Below are 16,512 nucleotides of genomic sequence, written 5' to 3'. Positions count from 1 at the left end.
GGGCGCCAAGCCCCCCACACGGACCTCAGTCCGACCTCCCCACGAGGGGGAGGTAAAGCGGTTCAGGCGGCGCAGACTTCGCGGATCGAGCTTTCCAGAATGTCGAGCGCCTCGTTCATGACCTCGTCCTGGATGGTGATTGGCGCAAGGAAGCGGATGACGTTGCCGTAGACGCCGCAGGTCAGCAGGATCAGGCCCTTGTCGAGCGCTTTCAGCCGGATGGCGTTGGCGATCTCGGCCGACGGCAGGCCCTTCTTGACGTCGTTGAACTCGACCGCGTTCATGAAGCCGAGGCCCCTGATATCGACGATCTCGGGCACGTCGTCGCGGATCGACTGCAGGCGCTGCTTCAGCCGCGCGCCCAGGGTGTTGGCGCGGTCGCAAAGCTTTTCGTCCTCGATCACGTCGAGAACCGCGTGTGCCGCGGCAACCCCGATCGGGCTGCCGCCATAGGTGCCGCCGAGGCCGCCGGGGCCGGGCGCATCCATGATTTCGGCGCGGCCGGTGACGGCCGACAGCGGGAAGCCGCCGGCCAGGCTCTTGGCCATGGTGGTGATGTCGGCCGCGACTTCATGGTGATCCATCGCGAACATCTTGCCGGTGCGGGCAAAGCCGGTCTGCACCTCGTCGGCGATCAAAAGCATGCCGTGCTGGTCGCAGAGCTTGCGCAGCGCGGTCAAGAATTCGCGCGGCGCCTCGTAGAAGCCGCCCTCGCCCTGAACCGGCTCGACAATGATGGCGGCGACGCGGGCCGGATCGACATCGGCCTTGAACAACCGGTCGAGTGCGGCCAGCGAATCGGCAACCGACACACCATGCAGCGGCACCGGGAACGGCGCGTGATAGACGTCGCCCGGCATGGCGCCGAAGCCGACCTTGTAGGGCACGACCTTGCCGGTCAGCGCCATGCCCATGAAGGTGCGGCCATGGAAGCCGCCGGCGAAGGCGATGACGGCCGGGCGTCCGGTGGCATTGCGGGCGATCTTGATGGCGTTCTCGACCGCCTCGGCGCCGGTGGTGACGAAGATCGTCTTCTTCTCGAACTTGCCGGGCAGCATGGCATTCAGCCGTTCGGCCAGCCTGACGTAGCTCTCATAGGGCACGACCTGGTGGCAGGTGTGGGTGAAACGGTCGAGCTGCGCCTTGACCGCTTCGATCACCCTGGGGTGGCGGTGGCCGGTGTTGACGACGGCGATGCCCGAGGAAAAGTCGATGTAGCGACGGCCTTCGACATCCCAGATTTCCGAATTTTCGGCCCGGTCGGCATAGATTTGCGTGGTCATGCCGACGCCGCGCGAGATCGACTGGTTTTTGCGTTCGGAAATGGCTGAATTCTTCATGATATCCCTCATCGGGCCGGCGCCCGTCCTCGTTGATCAGATGTCTTCTGACCTTATTTCATGTTTTCCTCAAGTCGGCACCACCGGCGGGCGATTGGGCCTGCGACGAGAAGGTCCGGGCCTTAACCAGTCGGGCGATACCCGTACGAGGCCGGTTTCCTTTTTCCGGGGATCGATTATCCTCCTGACATCCGCGAGGATCAGCAACCCGCGGCTGGGGAGCCCATGAGCAGGAACGCGACATCGTTCGTCTCGCCGCCATCCGTCAGAACCTCCAGTCTTTTGTCATTTCCAATCGCCTCGGCAATGTGCGTCTGCGCAGCCGCATTGCTTCTGGCCGGCTGCCAGAAGCAGGAAGCGGCGGACAAGAAACTGCCGATCATGGTGCGCACCGAAACAGTGGCGATGGCCGACTATGCGCCGAGAACCTCGCTGACCGGGGTCATAGCGGCGCGCACGCTGAACAATCTGTCGTTCCGCGTCGGCGGCCGCATTGCCGAGCGGCTTGTTGATGTCGGCCAGCATGTCGACCAGGGCGCGGTGCTTGCCCGCATCGATCCGCAGGAGCAGCAATCCGATCTGCGCTCCGCACAGGCCGATCTTGACGCAGCACAAGCGCAGCTGACCCAGTCCGCCGCCGCCTTCGAGCGGCAGAAGACGCTGCTTGCCCAGGGCTTCACCACAAGGCGCGACTATGATGCCGCCGACCAGGCGCTGAAGGTGGCGCAAGGCAGCGTCGATGCCGCGCAGAGCGCATTCGCCAACGCCCAGCAGAACCTGTCCTTCACCGAGCTCAAGGCGGGTGCCGCCGGTGTGATCACCGCCCGCCAGGTCGAAACCGGCCAGGTGGTGCAGGCGGCACAAACCGTCTTCACGGTCGCCGAGGACGGTGACCGCGATGCGGTGTTCAACGTGCAGGAGACGCTGGTCGCCAAGACGCCGGCCTCGCCGGCGGTGACGATCACATTGTTGTCCGACCCGCAGGTCCGGGCGACAGGCAAGGTGCGCGAGATCTCGCCGGCGGTCGACCAGGCTTCCGGTTCGATCCGGGTCAAGGTCGGTATTGCCGACACGCCCGCCGGCATGCCGCTCGGGGCGGCCGTCATCGGGTCGGTCAGCGCCAAGCCGGCGAAGGCGATCCTGCTGCCCTGGCAGGCGCTGACATCCAGCGCGGGCAAACCGGCGGTCTGGATCGTCGACCCCTCGACCAAGGCGGTGGCGCCGACGCCGGTCGAGGTGCTGGCTTTCGATTCGGGCACGGTCGTCATCGCCAGCGGACTGAACGAGGGCCAAAGCGTCGTGACCGCAGGCGGGCAGTTGCTCAGTCCTGGCCAGACGGTCGAGATATCGGGGGCGGGCCAATGAACCGGTCCATCATGCTTGGCCTGTTCGCGCTTGGCGCGCTCGCCGCCTGCTCGAAATCGGAGGAAAAGCCACCGGAGGTCATCCGGCCGGTGCTGTCGATGGTGGTCGAGCCGCGCACGACGCAGACCTTCGGCTTTGCCGGCTCGGTCGAGCCGCAGATCAGCGCCGACCTTGCCTTCCGCCTGCTTGGCCGGGTCGTCTCGCGCGACGTCAAGGTCGGCGACATCGTCAGCAAGGGCACGACGATCGCCACGCTCGATCCGACCGCGCTGGAGCTGGCGGTGCAAGCAGCCAAGGCCGAGCTCTCCAATGCCGAGGCACAGTTCGCCAATGCTGCCGCCAGCGAGGAGCGCCAGCGCCAGCTGCTTGCCGCGGCCAACGCCTCGCAGGCCGTCTTCGATGCCGCGCAGCAGGCACGCAAGGCCGCGGAGGCCAATGTCGAGCGGGCCAAGGCTTCGCTGGCCAAATCGCAGGAGCAGCTCGGCTACGCCAGGTTGTTCTCGGATTTCGACGGCGTCGTCACCGCCGTCGGCGCCGAGGTCGGACAGACCGTCTCGGCCGGCCAGACGGTCGTCACCGTGGCGCGCTCGGATCTGCGCGAAGCCGTGGTCGATATCCCCGATCAGTTGACCGGCGATCTCACCACCGGCACGCCGTTCCAGGTGATCCTGCAATCGCTGCCGACGATCGAGACCCAGGCCAAGCTGCGCGAGATCGCGCCGCAGGCCGAAGGCTCGACCCGCACCCGGCGCGTCAAGCTGACACTCACCGATCCGCCACAGGCCTTTCGGCTCGGCTCGACGGTGACGGCGACCCGCGTGACCAAGGTGGCGCCGACGATCGAACTGCCCATCTCGGCGCTGCTGGAAAAGAACGGCGCCGACGAGGTGTGGATCGTCGACCCGCAGACATCGAGCGTGAGCACGCGCGACATCAAGGTCGCGTCGAAGAATGGCGGCGCCTTCACAGTGGCTGAAGGGCTCAACGCCGGCATGCGCGTCGTCACCGCGGGCGTCCACAGCCTGAGCGAAGGCCAGAAGGTCAAAGTGCTGGAGGGCGGCGTCTGATGAAGGGCTTCAATCTCTCCGACTGGGCGCTCAGCCACCGCTCCATGGTGTGGTATTTCATGCTGGTCTTCGTCGTGGCCGGCATCTTCTCCTACCTCAATCTCGGTCGTGAGGAAGACCCCAACTTCACCATCAAGACGATGATCATCCAGGCCAACTGGCCGGGCGCATCGGTCAAGGAGACCGTGCAGCAGGTAACCGATCGCATCGAGAAGAAGCTCGAGGAACTCGACAGCCTCGACTATACCAAGTCCGTCACCACCGCCGGCCAGACCGTCATCTTCGTCAACCTGAAGGACACCACCAAGGCGCGCGATGTCGTGCCGAACTGGCTTCAGGTGCGCAACATGGTCAACGACATCAAGGCGCAGTTTCCGCAAGGCGTGCAGGGACCGTTCTTCAACGACCGCTTCGGCGATGTCTACGGCAACATCTACGCCTTCACTTCTGACGGGCTGACGCCGCGCCAATTGCGCGACTATGTCGAGGATGTCCGCACCAAGATCCTGACCGTGCCCAATGCCGGCAAGGTCGATCTCGTCGGCGCGCAGGACGAAGCGATCTATCTCGAATTCTCGACCCGCCAGATCGCCGCCCTCGGCCTCAACCAGCAGGCGATCGTGGCAAGCCTGCAGGCGCAGAACGCGATCACGCCGTCCGGCGTCATCCAGTCCGGACCGGAGCGCATCAGCGTACGCGTCGGCGGCCAGTTCACCTCCGAGGACAGCCTTCGCGCCATCAACCTACGCGTCAACGACCGCTTCTTCCGGCTGAGCGACGTGGCGACGATCACGCGCGGCTATGCCGATCCGCCAACGGCGCTTTTCCGCTTCAACGGCCAGGACGCGATCGGGCTCGCCATCGGCATGAAGCCCAATGCCAATCTGCTGCAGTTCGGCGAGGCGCTGCACGAGGAGATGAACAAGGTGCTGGCCGACCTGCCGGTCGGTGTCGGCGTGCACCTGGTCGCCGACCAGCCGGTCATCGTCGAGGAGGCCGTCTCGGGCTTCACCCGCGCCCTGTTCGAGGCGGTGGCCATCGTGCTTGCAGTATCGTTCATCAGCCTCGGCATGCGCGCCGGCTTCGTCGTGGCGCTGTCGATCCCGCTGGTGCTGGCCATCACCTTCACGGTCATGGCCTATCTCGGCATTTCGCTGCAGCGCATTTCACTCGGCGCGCTGATCATCGCGCTCGGCCTTTTGGTCGACGACGCCATGATCGCCGTCGAGATGATGGTGGCGCGGCTGGAGGTCGGCGACAATCTGCGCAAGGCGGCGACCTATGTCTACACATCGACCGCCTTCCCGATGCTGACCGGCACGCTGGTGACGGTCGCCGGCTTCATCCCGATCGGGCTCAATTCGAGTGCAGCCGGCGAATACACTTTCACGCTGTTCGTCGTCATCGCCGTGTCGCTGCTGGTGTCGTGGATCGTGGCGGTGCTGTTCGCGCCGCTGCTCGGCGTCACTATCCTGCCGGCGACGATGAAGACGAAACACCACGACCAGCCGGGACGCTTCACCTCGCTGTTCCGGCGCGTGCTTGTCGGCTCGGTGCGCCACCACTGGCTGACCATCATCGCCACAGTGCTGTTGTTTGCCGCCTCGATCGCCGGCTTCGGTCTCGTCCAGCAGCAGTTCTTCCCGCCCTCCGACCGGCCCGAGCTGATCGTCGACTGGAACCTGCCGCAGAATTCCTCTATCGCCGAGACGCGCGACCAGATGGAGCGCTTCGAGCAGCGGGCGCTGGTCGGCAATCCCGACATCGACCATTTCTCGTCCTATATCGGCCAGGGCGCGGTGCGCTTCGTGCTGGCCTACGACGTGCAGCCGGCCAACCCCTATTTCGGCCAGACCGTGATCGTCACCAAGAGCATCGAGGCCCGCAACCGGGTCAAGCCGGCGCTGGAAAAGCTGCTCCGCGAGGAATTTGTCGGCACCGACGCCTTCGTCAAGCTGCTCGAGCTCGGCCCGCCTGTCGGCCGTCCGGTGCAATACCGCGTCGGCGGTCCCGACATCCAGGCGGTGCGCGAGCTGGCGCAACAATTCGCCGGTGTGATCTCGGCCAATTCGAAACTGGCGGCCCCCACCTTCGACTGGAACGAGCCGCAACGCGTGCTGAGGGTCGACGTGCTGCAGGACAAGGCGCGCCAGCTCGGCATCACCTCTTCCGATATCGCCAGCGCGCTCAACAGCACGGTCGGCGGCGCCACCATCACGCAGGTGCGCGACGCCACCTATCTCATCAATGTCGTGGCGCGCTCACGCGATGCCGAACGCGGCTCGATCGGTACGCTGCAGAACATGCAGTTGCCGACCAGCACCGGCGAGGCGATCCCGCTCGCGGCGGTGGCCAATTTCCGCTACGAGCTCGAGCAGCCAACGGTGTGGCGGCGCGACCGCATTCCGACGATCACCGTGCGCGCCGGACTGGTCGGCGACGTGCTGCCTGCCACCGTGGTCAACGAGCTGAAGGCATCGGTCGATGCCTTCATCGCCAAGCTGCCGCCGGGCTATTCGGTCGAGACCGCCGGCTCGGTCGAGGAAAGCGCCAAGAGCCAGGGGCCGATCGCGGCCGTGGTGCCGCTGATGCTTTTCGTCATGGCCACGATCCTGATGATCCAGTTGCAGAGCTTCCAGCGCCTGTTCCTGGTGGTGGCGGTGGCGCCGCTCGGGCTGATCGGCGTGGTCGCGGCCCTGGTGCCGAGCGGAGCACCACTCGGCTTCGTCGCCATCCTGGGCGTGCTGGCGCTGATTGGCATCCTGATCCGCAACTCGGTCATCCTGATCGTGCAGATCGAGGACCTCGTCGCCGAAGGGAAGGACCGCTGGGCGGCCGTCATCGAGGCGACGGAACACCGGATGCGGCCGATCGCGCTGACCGCGGCCGCCGCCAGCCTGGCGCTGATCCCAATCGCGCGCGAAGTGTTCTGGGGACCGATGGCCTACGCGATGATGGGCGGCATCATCGCGGGTACGGCGATCACGCTGCTGTTCCTGCCGGCGCTTTATGTGACGTGGTTCCGGATCAAGGAGCCGAAGCAATCGAGCCAAGCTGGACACAGCGGAGCCTTGCCTGAGGGCGGAGCCGCCTGACGCTCGCGTGGCGCCAAGGAAGTCGATTTAAAAAGCTTGGCTACGCCCTCACAAACCCCTCGCTGGCCCTGAGCAGATTGCGCGTATAATCCTCTGTCACGCGGTGCGCGACAAGTTGGGCCGCCGTGAGATTCTCGACCGCCTCGCCGCTTTGCATCACCATCAGCCGCTCGCACATATGGGTGATGATGGCGAGGTCGTGGCTGACCATCAGGAAAGTCAGCTTGCGCCGTCGGCGGACCTCTTCCAAAAGGTTGAGCACTTCCGCCTGCACCGAGGCATCCAGCGCCGAGGTCGGCTCGTCGAGCAGCAGGATCGAGGGTTCGAGGATGAGCGCACGTGCGATCGCCACGCGCTGGCGCTGGCCGCCCGACAACTGATGCGCGTAGCGGAAGCGAAAGCCGTTGCCGAGGCCGACCTCGTCGAGCGCGCGTTCGATGCGCTTCTCGCCATCGGCAAAGCCGTGGATGGCAAGCGGTTCCTGCAGCAGGCGGTCGACGGTCTGGCGCGGGTGCAGCGAGCCATAGGGATCCTGGAAGACCATCTGCACTTCGCGATAAAAGGCCTTGTCGCGGCGCGTGCCGAGCGTCTTGCCGTTGACGGTGATGCTGCCCGATGCGACCGGCGCGAGGCCGGCGATCGCCCTGAGCAGCGTCGACTTGCCGGAACCACTCTCGCCGACCAGGCCGAAGGATTCGCCTGACCTGACTTCGAGGCTGACGCCTTTCAGCGCGCGAAACCGGTCGAAGATCACTTCCAGCCCGTCGACGGTGATCGCAGCTGTCATGCCGCCCACTCCGGCTTGCGGTCGAGCACCGGCAGCGGGTGGCGCTCGAAGCCGATCCTGGGCATGCAGTTGAGCAGGCCGCGCGTGTAGGGATGCTGGGCCTGGCCGAGTTCGGAGGCCTTGAGCTGCTCGACCACCTTGCCGGCATACATGACGATGACGCGATCGCAGAAGGACGAAACCAGGCGCAGATCATGCGAAATGAAGATCAGCCCCATGCCACGATCGCTGACCAATTTATCGAGGATGCCGAGCACGTCGAGTTGCACGGTGACGTCGAGCGCCGAGGTCGGCTCGTCGGCAATCATCATTTCCGGCCCGGCGATCAGCATCATGGCGATCATGGCGCGCTGGCCCATGCCGCCGGACACTTCGTGCGGATGCAGGTCGAAGACGCGTTTGGGATCGCGGATCTGGACCGCTTCCAGCATGGCCAGCGCGCGCTCGCGCGCTTCGGCCTTGCTGACTTTTTCGTGGGTGCGCAGCGTCTCGACGATCTGGCGGCCGATGCTCATCACCGGGTCGAGCGAGTATTTCGGATCCTGCAGGATCATGGCGATGCGGTTTCCCCGCAATGCCCGGCGCTGGCGCGGCGAGATGCCGAGCAGGTCAATGCCGTCGAAGGCCAGTTTCCTGGCCGATATCCTGGCCTGTGGCGGCGTCAGGCCCATAATGGCGCGGCCGGTCTGCGATTTTCCGGATCCGCTTTCGCCGACGATGCCGAGCCGCTCACGGCCAAGCACGAAGGAAACGCCGCGCACGGCCTGGACCAGGCCGGTGCGGGTCGGAAAATCGACCCGAAGATCGTCGACTTCAAGCAGCGTGCCGCTCATTGGTCACCACTCCGGGGATCGAGCGCATCGCGCAAGCCGTCGCCAAGCAGGTTGAAGCCGAGGCTGACGATGAGGATGGCGAAGCCCGGCGCGCCGGCCACCCACCATTGATCGAGGATGAAGCGGCGGCCCGACGCGATCATCGTGCCCCACTCAGGCAGCGGCGGCTGCGCGCCGAGGCCGAGGAAGCCGAGGCCGGCGGCGGTGAGGATGATGCCGGCCATGTCGAGCGTCACCCGGACGATCAGCGAGGAGATGCAGAGCGGCATGATGTGGCGCAGCACGATGCGGAAGGGCGACGCGCCCATCAGCTGCACAGCCTTGATGTAATCGGAATTGCGCACCGTCAGCGTTTCCGCGCGAGCAATTCGAGCGTAAGGCGGCCATGAGGTGATGGCTATCGCCAGCACCGCGTTTTCGATGCCGGGGCCGAGGGCAGCGACAAAGGCCAGCGCCAGAACCAGCTTGGGGAAGGCGAGGAAGATGTCGGTGATGCGCATCAGGATGGCATCGGTCCAGCCGCCGGCGTAACCGGCGACGGTGCCCACCAGCAGGCCGATGGGGGCGGCGATGATGGCGACCAGGATGACGACATAGAGCGTCCAGCGCGAACCGTAGAGGATGCGCGAAAGGATATCGCGGCCGAGGTCGTCCGTGCCGAACCAGTGCTCGGCGCTGGGCGCCAGCAGCCGGGAATTCTTGAGATCACCGAAGGTCGGCGAATAGGGCGCCAGCACGCCGGCAAGGGCTGCGATGACCAGCAAGGCGATGATGATCAGCAGGCCGACAAAAGCCAGCCGGTTGGCCGAGAAACGCCGCCACGCGACATAGGCGCGTCCGAGCCTAGCCTGCATGCGCGAGGCCGGCCGCTCGCTGAGCAGCCAGTCGCGACGGCTCTGGATGGTGTCTGCGCTCATCCTGTCTTCGTCCTCGGGTCCAGCACGCGGTAGAGAAGATCCGACAGAAGGTTGATGGCGATGAACACCGAACCGATGACGATGGTGCCGCCAAGGACGGCATTCATATCGGCGTTCTGCAGCGAGTTGGTAATGTAGAGGCCGATGCCCGGCCAGGAGAAGACAGTCTCGGTCAGCACCGAGCCTTCGAGCAACCCAGCATAGGAGAGCGCGATCACCGTCACCATCGGCACCGCGGCATTGCGTAGCGCGTGGCCCCAGATGATGCGGGTTTCCGACAGGCCCTTGGCGCGGGCGGCGACGATGTATTCCTGCGCAAGTTCGTTGAGCATGAACGAGCGCGTCATGCGGCTGATATAGGCGAGCGAGAAATAGCCGAGCAGCGAGGCCGGCAAGATGATGTGGCGGAAGGCATCCCAGAAGACATCCCACTGACCCTGCATCGCCGAATCGAGAAGGTAGAAACCGGTGATCGGCGTGAAGGTGTATTCGTAGACGACATCGAGCCGAGCCGGAAAAGCCACCCATTGCAATTTGGCGTAGAACAGGACGAGGCCAAGCAGGCCGAGCCAGAAGATCGGCACGGAATAGCCGATCAGGCCAATGACGCGCACGATCTGGTCGATGATGCTGCCGCGCCTGACCGCGGCCAGCACGCCGAGCGGCACGCCGAACAGCGCACCGATCAGTGTCCCCAGCGTCGCCAGTTCCGTCGTTGCTGGAAGGGCGCGGCGAATGTCAGTCATGACCGGGTTGGTGGTCAGCACCGATGTGCCGAAATCACCGTTCAGGGCATTTTTCACATAGATGTAGAACTGTTCGATCAGCGGCAGGTCGAGGCCCATCTCGCGGCGCGTGCGCTCCACGACATTGAGAGGCGCCCGATCGCCGAGCACCGCCAGCACCGGATCGATCGGGATGACACGGCCGATGAAGAAGGTCACCGCGAGAAGACCAAGATAGGTCGTGACCGCGATGACCAGGAAACGGCCGATCGCCGAGGCAATGGCGACCGCGCGGGCGCTGCCGCGCCCGCTCTCGTTTTCAATCGCGCTCATGCGGCGCGTCCGTCGGCTTTATTCTTTCGAGACCGGGCCGACGAAGTTGCTGTCGAAGCTCGGACCAAGCGCGAAGCCCTTGAGGTTCTTGCGCAGCCCGGCCACTTCCAATTGCTGATGGATGATGACGAAGGGGCTGGTGTCGAGGATCTTCTGCTGCAAATCCTTGTACATATCAGCCCGCTTGCCTGCATCCTTCTCCAGCAGTGCCGCTTCGGTTTCCTTGGTCAGGTCCGGAATGTCCCAGGAATTGCGCCAGGCGAGCGTGTGCGACTTGCCGGCATCCGAATTGTCGGGGTTGGAGGCGAAGGTCTGGGCGTTGGAGTTCGGATCGAAATAATCCTGGCCCCAATTGCCGATATAGATGTCATGGTTGCGGGCGCGGTACTTGGTCAGCGTCTGCTTGCCGTCACCTGGAATGATCTCCAGCTTGATGCCGGCCTGGCCGAGCGTCTGCTGGATCGATTCGGCCATTCCGGTCGTCGGCTGGCCGGTGCGTACGTCCATGGTGACGCTGAAGCCGTCGGCCAGGCCGGCCTTGGCCAGCAATTCCTTGGCTTTGGCAACGTCGAGCTTGAAGGGATTGGTGTCGATGGCCCCGAGATCGCCCTTGGGCAGGAATGACTGGTGGATTTCGCCGATACCCTTGAGGATGGTCGAGCTCAGCGCATCGTAGTCGACCAGGTATTTGAAGGCCTGGCGAACCTCGGGCTTGGCGAGGTTCGGGTTCTTCTGGTTCAGGCTGATGTAATAGACCGTGCCCTTCGGCGCGCTGGTGGTGGTGAGATCGGCGTTCTTGGCGATGGCGTCGAGGTCGTTCGGCTCGAGGTTGCGGGCAACGTCGATGTCGCCGGCTTCGAGCGCCAGGCGCTGGGCCGAGCTTTCCTTCATGTTGCGGTAGATGACGCGGGCGAGCTTGGCCTTTTCACCGTGATAATTGTCGTTGCGCTCCATGACGACGGCTTCGTTGGCGCGCCATTCGCGCAGCTTGTAGGCGCCGGAGCCGGCATAGCCGGTCTTCAGCCAGGCATTGCCGAAGTCATTGTCCCATTTGTAGTCGGCGCTCGGCGTCACCGCGGCGACATGCTCCTTGACCAGCTTGGCGTCGACAACAGAAGCGACCGTGGCCGACAGGCAGTTCAGCACGAAGCTCGGCGCATAGGCCTTGTCGACGGTGAACTGGAAGGTGGTGTCGTCGATTGCCTTGGCCTTTTCGGTGACGTTGTCGCCGCTGATGCCGAACTGGTCGATGATGAAGGCCGGGCTCTTGTCCAGCTTGACGGCGCGCTCGAACGAATAGGCGACGTCGGCCGCGGTGATCGGATTGCCCGAGGCGAATTTGAGGCCTGGCTTGAGCTTGAACGTATAGGTCAGGCCGTCGTCGGAGACGGTCCAGCTCTCTGCGAGATCCGGCTTGACCTTGGAGGTGTCGCTGAGGTCGAGACGGACCAGCAGGTCATAGGTGTTGCCGGTGACTTCGGCGGTCGACAGTTCGAACGCTTCGCCCGGATCCATGGAGATGATGTCGTCGATGGCGAAGCCCTCGACCAGCGTGTCGGCGGGTGTGACGGCGAAGGCGGGTGCTGCGCCAATGAGCAGCGCGGACACCGCCGCGCCCGCAAGCAAGGCACGCGAGCGAAGAGCAAACTTTTCCATCATCATGGTGATTGTTCCCTGTTTTGTTGGTTGTTGACCTGAGTTCCCGGCTCAGGATTGTAGAATTCTTGTCGGGGCCAAGGGACGGCCTCTAACCCCTTACCGTCGTGGTTTTTGTCCAATTGGTCAACAGCATATCCGGCCACTTTGTGACGGGCAACGAGCATTTGCAGAACGGCCTATTGAAGCCGAATGGCGGATGGCGCGTCGACGCATACGCCGACCGATCGAGGCAGCCGAACGAGAAAGATCTGCCAATTTTTGAGTTATTTCAGCGCGGTGACCAGGCCCGCATCGGGAAAGCAGGTCGCGGCCTGGCCATTCTTGGCCTGCCACTTGCCGATCGAACGGCGGGTCTTGAAGCCCGGCAGGCCGTCGGCGCTGCCGACATCATAGCCCTTGGCCTCCAGCGCCCGCTGCAGGGCGGCGATGTCGGAGCGATGGAGATCGCCGACCGGACCCCAGCTGCCGGAAAAATTCTGGTCGCCATGCGCAATGCGGTCGGCGCCGTGGCCGATGAACAGCGCATAGAGGTCGCTGGTGTTGTATTCCTTCAGCACATAGAAATTGGGGGTGGCGATGAAAGCCGGCCCGCTGCGGCCGGCCGGCATGAGCAGGAAGCCCTGCGCCTTCAACTCGCTCGCCGCAAACGGCTTGCCGCCGACTCGCTTGATGCCCATACCAGCCCACTCAGAGATCTTCTTGCCCTGATCGGGACCTTCCAGCGAGCAGGAGACGCTCTCGGGTACGGTCACCTCGAAACCCCAGCCGCGTCCCCTCACCCAGCCATAATGGACGAGATAATTGGCGATCGAGGCGAGCACGTCGGGCGTCGAATTCCAGATGTCGACACGTCCATCGCCGTCGAAATCCACGGCATGCTTGAGAAAGGAGGTCGGCATGAATTGCGGCTGGCCAAGCGCACCGGCCCAGGACGATTTCATCGCGCCGACCGGGGCCAGTCCGCGTTGGACGATTTCCAGCGCGGCCAAAAGCTCGGTGCGGAAGAAATCCTGCTTCGTCGACATGAATGCCTTGGTGCCGAGAACCTCGAAGGCGTCGTAAGGCATCTTTGCCGCGCCGAAGCCGGTCTCACGGCCCCAGATCGCCAGGAGGATCTCGCCGGGCACGCCATAGCGCTTTTCAATCGCGGCAAGCGTCCTGGCGTTGGCGGCTTCGCGCGCGCGGCCGCCTGACGTCACCGCACGAACCGTCTTCTCGGCGAAATAGGCGCCGGGCGAGCCGAACTCGGCCTGATGCTGCTTCTGCGGCGTCTTCGGCTTCTCGCCGGGCATGACAAGGTCGGGAAGCTTCAGATTGGGCTTTATGCCATCGAAGGCGGCATCGAATGTCTGCTTGGAAATGCCTTTGGCCTTGGCCTCGGGCCAGAGGTCGTTCTGCAGCCAGGCGCGGAATTGGTCGTCGATCTTGGCGGCCGAGGCGGGGGCAGAAAAGACGAGGAAGGCAAGCGCAGCCAGGAAAAATGCCAGACAGAGCTGGCGAAGTCCGCGTTCAGTATCGGTGCTTGGCACCAGCCTCGAAGGGCGCGCAACAATCATGATCCGCACCCTTCCCGCTAATTGCGTCAAAACGCCGTCCGTGAGCGCAGCGCGGCGGCGAGCGTGCCCTCGTCGAGATAGTCGAGTTCACCGCCGACCGGTACGCCATGCGCCAGCCTCGTCACCTTGATGTCGAAGCCGGACAGCTGGTCGGTGAGGTAGTGCGCGGTGGTCTGGCCCTCGACCGTTGCGTTGACGGCGAGGATGATCTCCTTGACCTCGCCGCCGGCGACGCGGTCGATCAACGAGCGGATGTTGAGCTGGTCGGGGCCGATGCCGTCGAGCGGCGACAGCGTGCCGCCGAGCACATGGTAGCGCACGTTCATGGCGGCTGCCCGCTCCAACGCCCAGAGATCCGAGACGTCCTCGACGACGATGAGGGTGGCGGCGTCGCGGCGCGGATCAGTGCAGATCATGCAAGGGTCCGATGTGTCGACATTGCCGCAAGTTGAACAGATGCGCACCTTGTCGGCCGCCTCGCCCATGGCGGCGGCGAGCGGCGACAGCAGCTGTTCCTTCTTCTTGATCAGATGCAGGGCAGCGCGCCTGGCCGAACGGGGCCCGAGCCCCGGCACCTTGGCCAGGAGCTGGATCAGGCGTTCGATCTCGGGACCGGCGATTCGCTTGGACATTGCTCTGATCTAGAGCAATTTCAGGAAAAGTGCGAAGCGGTTTTCCCGGGAAAAGCGCAAAGCGCTTTCCCATGGGAATTGCGTAAAAACAAATATTGGAGCGCTTTGGAACATCCCGCGTTCGCGCATGGTCGCCATGCTGCCACGCGAAGCCGTGGCGGTACGAATCAGTTGACCTCGAGCGGTCGAGACTGGCTGACGATCATCGCACCGATGGCGTCGGTGTTCTCAGGCGTCGACTGGAATCCCATCGCCGCCTCTTGCGGCGCACCCTGAACCGAGGAAATGACGCGGGTGTTCAAGGTTCCGCCGAAACGGGCGGCATCCGGTTCTTCCATCGGCTCCTGCATCGCGACCATTGTCGGCTTCACGGCCACGCGCGCCGACTTCGCCGCGGGCGCCGCAGCCGCGGTCATAAAGGTCTCTTGAGCCGGGGCGGTCTTGGTCTTGAGCTGGCGAGCCGGTTCCGCGGCGGCGGTCATGAAGACCTGCTGCGCCGGAGCGGTCCGGGACGTTTTGGCGGGGCGCGCCGGCTCGGCCGAGGCAACCATCGTCACCGGCGCGGCCGGTTTCACGATCTCGGACCCGGCCGAGGCAACCGCCACCATTGGTTCATCCGGCAGCGGCTGCCAGTTGCGACCGCGCTTCTCGTAGAAGGCATTGCCGCCGGCAACCATGGTGTAGTGCATGTTCTTGTAGGGGAAGCGCAGACCCGCCGTGTGGAAATACATCGTGTTCTTCAGCTTGGCCTTGCGCTCGCCCTTGAGCACTGCATCGGCCGCTTCCTCGACATCGGGCATGGCGCGCGAATTCATCGGCCTGGTCATGACGCCCGGCGCGAATTGCCCCGGCTCGCCGACCACCTGGCAGATGGTGCTGCCGTGGTTGCCGGAGCGCAGCCGGTTCATGACCACGGTGCCGACAGCGATCATGCCATCGCGGCTCGAGCGGTTGGATTCGAAGAACATCGCCCTTTCCAGGCACTCCCTGTCCTTCGGCGAGTGGCTGGAGGCGCGCGACGTCAGGAAGCTCGGCGTGATGGCATCAGTCAGGCCTGCAACAGACATGCCGTGCGAAGTGGTCTGGCTGCAGGCAGCCAAAAACAGGGGAGACGTGATGACGCCGAGCAACAGCGGCGTCTTCCATCGCGTAACGATCAACAGGTTACCCTCTCACTTCGATGCCCGCCCCCAGGCCGCGGCAAGAATGAGACACTTTCGGGCAAAATGATGGCCAAAACGTTATTAACAACGTACTGTTGCCGAAAAGGCACAATTTTGAGCCTTTCCAGATAGATCGAGCCGTCATTTCACGAAAGCGATGACCGCTCTCTCTTGGTTTCGCCGCAATTGCCGAGGGCAAACTGCGTCCCGTTTGTCCGGGGAATCGCTACCGCCCGGCCGCAATCGCAGCCGGCTGACCAGGCTCGAGCTCCTCGAATTTCTCTGAAAACAGGCCGCGCCTGAGAAACAGCGCCCGGGCGTCCCTGGCCGCCGGCGCGATCTTTCCCGGCCAGTCGCTGTCGATGAATTCGGCTTTGGTGAAATCGGGATTTGTTTCGGAGGCCGCCTCCAGGAATTCGGCGATCTCCAGCACGACAGCGCGCTCGTCCTTCGAAAGCGCCGACGTGCCGGCCTCGATCGACGGCCGGTGCACGAAATCCTCGAACAGGTAGAAGTAGCCCTTGATGCCGACAATATCGACGCCGGCATCGCAATCGGCCAGAATTTCCAGAATCTCGTAGATCCTGTTGCGGATACGTTGCTCGATCAGTCTTTCGGACGGCTCTTCGGTCATGGGCGCATCGCCGCTGAGTTAAACTTTCATGCATGCCGTTGCCCCAAAACCGCTGCACGGTCTTGGGCGAGACGCATCAGAACGGAAGTTTCATTCCCGGCGGGATCGGCAGGCCAGCAGTCAGCGCCTTGGTCTTTTCCTGCATGATCTGCTCGACCTTGGCCTTGGCGTCGTTGTGGGCGGCCAGAATCAGATCCTCGAGGATCTCGACCTCGTCCTCCTTGAACAGGGACGGGTCGATCTTCAGCGACTTCATCTCGAACTTACCACTCAAGGTGACGCTGACCAGGCCACCGCCGGCCTGGCCGACGGATTCGACCGTAGCGATCTCATCCTGCATGGCCTGGAACTTGGCCTGCATTTCCTTCGCCTTACCCATCAGGCCGAGAAGATCTTTCATGGTCCG

General features: G+C 64.0%; 14 protein-coding genes. 3 read left to right on the top strand and 11 right to left on the bottom strand.

Features of this window, described 5'->3' with window-relative positions; translation table 11 throughout:
• Positions 1 to 62: 62 nt before the first annotated feature.
• Complete coding sequence (locus ACLGL5_RS10375) at positions 63 to 1,340, bottom strand: 4-aminobutyrate--2-oxoglutarate transaminase (RefSeq protein ID WP_027047720.1); 1,278 nt, start codon at positions 1,338 to 1,340, stop codon at positions 63 to 65.
• A gap of 225 nt (positions 1,341 to 1,565) precedes the next feature.
• On the opposite strand from ACLGL5_RS10375, the gene ACLGL5_RS10370 reads away from it, so the two are divergent.
• The 3 genes from ACLGL5_RS10370 to ACLGL5_RS10360 are packed head-to-tail and all read left to right on the top strand — an operon-like array spanning position 1,566 to position 6,867.
• Complete coding sequence (locus ACLGL5_RS10370; RefSeq protein ID WP_064984603.1) at positions 1,566 to 2,705, top strand: efflux RND transporter periplasmic adaptor subunit; 1,140 nt, start codon at positions 1,566 to 1,568, stop codon at positions 2,703 to 2,705.
• Entirely contained in the window at positions 2,702 to 3,772 is a 1,071-nt protein-coding gene (locus tag ACLGL5_RS10365) for an efflux RND transporter periplasmic adaptor subunit (protein WP_069090928.1), read from the top strand. Before ACLGL5_RS10370 ends, ACLGL5_RS10365 begins: the two co-directional genes overlap by 4 nt.
• Positions 3,772 to 6,867, top strand: coding sequence for an efflux RND transporter permease subunit (locus ACLGL5_RS10360; RefSeq protein WP_069090927.1), 3,096 nt, complete (start codon positions 3,772 to 3,774; stop codon positions 6,865 to 6,867). The genes ACLGL5_RS10365 and ACLGL5_RS10360 overlap by 1 nt, the downstream gene beginning before the upstream one ends.
• 40 nt (positions 6,868 to 6,907) lie before the next feature.
• Here ACLGL5_RS10360 and ACLGL5_RS10355 read toward each other — a convergent pair whose 3' ends face one another.
• The 10 genes from ACLGL5_RS10355 to ACLGL5_RS10310 all read right to left on the bottom strand — a co-directional run bounded on the left by ACLGL5_RS10355 (position 6,908) and on the right by ACLGL5_RS10310 (position 16,506).
• Positions 6,908 to 7,654, bottom strand: coding sequence for an ABC transporter ATP-binding protein (locus ACLGL5_RS10355; RefSeq protein WP_027047718.1), 747 nt, complete (start codon positions 7,652 to 7,654; stop codon positions 6,908 to 6,910).
• Positions 7,651 to 8,487: an ABC transporter ATP-binding protein gene (locus tag ACLGL5_RS10350; RefSeq protein ID WP_069090926.1), complete on the bottom strand. Its 837-nt coding sequence runs from the start codon at positions 8,485 to 8,487 to the stop codon at positions 7,651 to 7,653. The genes ACLGL5_RS10355 and ACLGL5_RS10350 overlap by 4 nt, the downstream gene beginning before the upstream one ends.
• Positions 8,484 to 9,404 carry a nickel transporter permease gene (nikC, locus tag ACLGL5_RS10345; RefSeq protein ID WP_019863045.1) on the bottom strand — a complete coding sequence of 307 codons (921 nt, stop codon included), beginning with the start codon at positions 9,402 to 9,404 and terminating at the stop codon, positions 8,484 to 8,486. The genes ACLGL5_RS10350 and nikC overlap by 4 nt, the downstream gene beginning before the upstream one ends.
• Positions 9,401 to 10,462: an ABC transporter permease gene (locus ACLGL5_RS10340; RefSeq protein ID WP_019863044.1), complete on the bottom strand. Its 1,062-nt coding sequence runs from the start codon at positions 10,460 to 10,462 to the stop codon at positions 9,401 to 9,403. The genes nikC and ACLGL5_RS10340 overlap by 4 nt, the downstream gene beginning before the upstream one ends.
• Before the next feature lie 18 nt (positions 10,463 to 10,480).
• The gene (locus ACLGL5_RS10335) at positions 10,481 to 12,124 is read right to left on the bottom strand and encodes an ABC transporter substrate-binding protein (protein ID WP_027047717.1); all 1,644 of its coding nucleotides are present in this window, start codon (positions 12,122 to 12,124) and stop codon (positions 10,481 to 10,483) included.
• Positions 12,125 to 12,384: 260 nt separating this feature from the next.
• The gene (locus tag ACLGL5_RS10330; RefSeq protein WP_019863043.1) at positions 12,385 to 13,677 is read right to left on the bottom strand and encodes a lytic murein transglycosylase; all 1,293 of its coding nucleotides are present in this window, start codon (positions 13,675 to 13,677) and stop codon (positions 12,385 to 12,387) included.
• 26 nt (positions 13,678 to 13,703) lie between these two features.
• Positions 13,704 to 14,309 carry a recombination mediator RecR gene (gene recR / locus ACLGL5_RS10325; RefSeq protein ID WP_019863042.1) on the bottom strand — a complete coding sequence of 202 codons (606 nt, stop codon included), beginning with the start codon at positions 14,307 to 14,309 and terminating at the stop codon, positions 13,704 to 13,706.
• A 167-nt stretch (positions 14,310 to 14,476) separates the two neighbouring features.
• On the bottom strand, positions 14,477 to 15,469 hold the full coding sequence (locus tag ACLGL5_RS10320) for a cell wall hydrolase (protein WP_064984597.1): 993 nt from the start codon (positions 15,467 to 15,469) through the stop codon (positions 14,477 to 14,479).
• A 229-nt stretch (positions 15,470 to 15,698) separates the two neighbouring features.
• The gene (locus ACLGL5_RS10315) at positions 15,699 to 16,106 is read right to left on the bottom strand and encodes a hypothetical protein (protein ID WP_027047715.1); all 408 of its coding nucleotides are present in this window, start codon (positions 16,104 to 16,106) and stop codon (positions 15,699 to 15,701) included.
• Positions 16,107 to 16,182: 76 nt separating this feature from the next.
• Positions 16,183 to 16,506 (bottom strand): YbaB/EbfC family nucleoid-associated protein, encoded by a 324-nt coding sequence (locus ACLGL5_RS10310; protein ID WP_019863040.1) that lies wholly within the window; start codon positions 16,504 to 16,506, stop codon positions 16,183 to 16,185.
• Positions 16,507 to 16,512: the final 6 nt, after the last annotated feature.

Source organism: Mesorhizobium sp. U510, from assembly GCF_059180695.1.
This window is presented reverse-complemented; position numbering and strand designations above follow the sequence as displayed.

Bases quoted from the DNA above. Each gene is read 5' to 3' on its own strand.
- ACLGL5_RS10375 (WP_027047720.1), bottom strand. From the start codon at position 1,340: ATGAAGAATTCAGCCATTTCCGAACGCAAAAACCAGTCGATCTCGCGC.
- ACLGL5_RS10370 (WP_064984603.1), top strand. From the start codon at position 1,566: ATGAGCAGGAACGCGACATCGTTCGTCTCGCCGCCATCCGTCAGAACC.
- ACLGL5_RS10365 (WP_069090928.1), top strand. From the start codon at position 2,702: ATGAACCGGTCCATCATGCTTGGCCTGTTCGCGCTTGGCGCGCTCGCC.
- ACLGL5_RS10360 (WP_069090927.1), top strand. From the start codon at position 3,772: ATGAAGGGCTTCAATCTCTCCGACTGGGCGCTCAGCCACCGCTCCATG.
- ACLGL5_RS10355 (WP_027047718.1), bottom strand. From the start codon at position 7,654: ATGACAGCTGCGATCACCGTCGACGGGCTGGAAGTGATCTTCGACCGG.
- ACLGL5_RS10350 (WP_069090926.1), bottom strand. From the start codon at position 8,487: ATGAGCGGCACGCTGCTTGAAGTCGACGATCTTCGGGTCGATTTTCCG.
- nikC (WP_019863045.1), bottom strand. From the start codon at position 9,404: ATGAGCGCAGACACCATCCAGAGCCGTCGCGACTGGCTGCTCAGCGAG.
- ACLGL5_RS10340 (WP_019863044.1), bottom strand. From the start codon at position 10,462: ATGAGCGCGATTGAAAACGAGAGCGGGCGCGGCAGCGCCCGCGCGGTC.
- ACLGL5_RS10335 (WP_027047717.1), bottom strand. From the start codon at position 12,124: ATGATGATGGAAAAGTTTGCTCTTCGCTCGCGTGCCTTGCTTGCGGGC.
- ACLGL5_RS10330 (WP_019863043.1), bottom strand. From the start codon at position 13,677: ATGATTGTTGCGCGCCCTTCGAGGCTGGTGCCAAGCACCGATACTGAA.
- recR (WP_019863042.1), bottom strand. From the start codon at position 14,309: ATGTCCAAGCGAATCGCCGGTCCCGAGATCGAACGCCTGATCCAGCTC.
- ACLGL5_RS10315 (WP_027047715.1), bottom strand. From the start codon at position 16,106: ATGACCGAAGAGCCGTCCGAAAGACTGATCGAGCAACGTATCCGCAAC.
- ACLGL5_RS10310 (WP_019863040.1), bottom strand. From the start codon at position 16,506: ATGAAAGATCTTCTCGGCCTGATGGGTAAGGCGAAGGAAATGCAGGCC.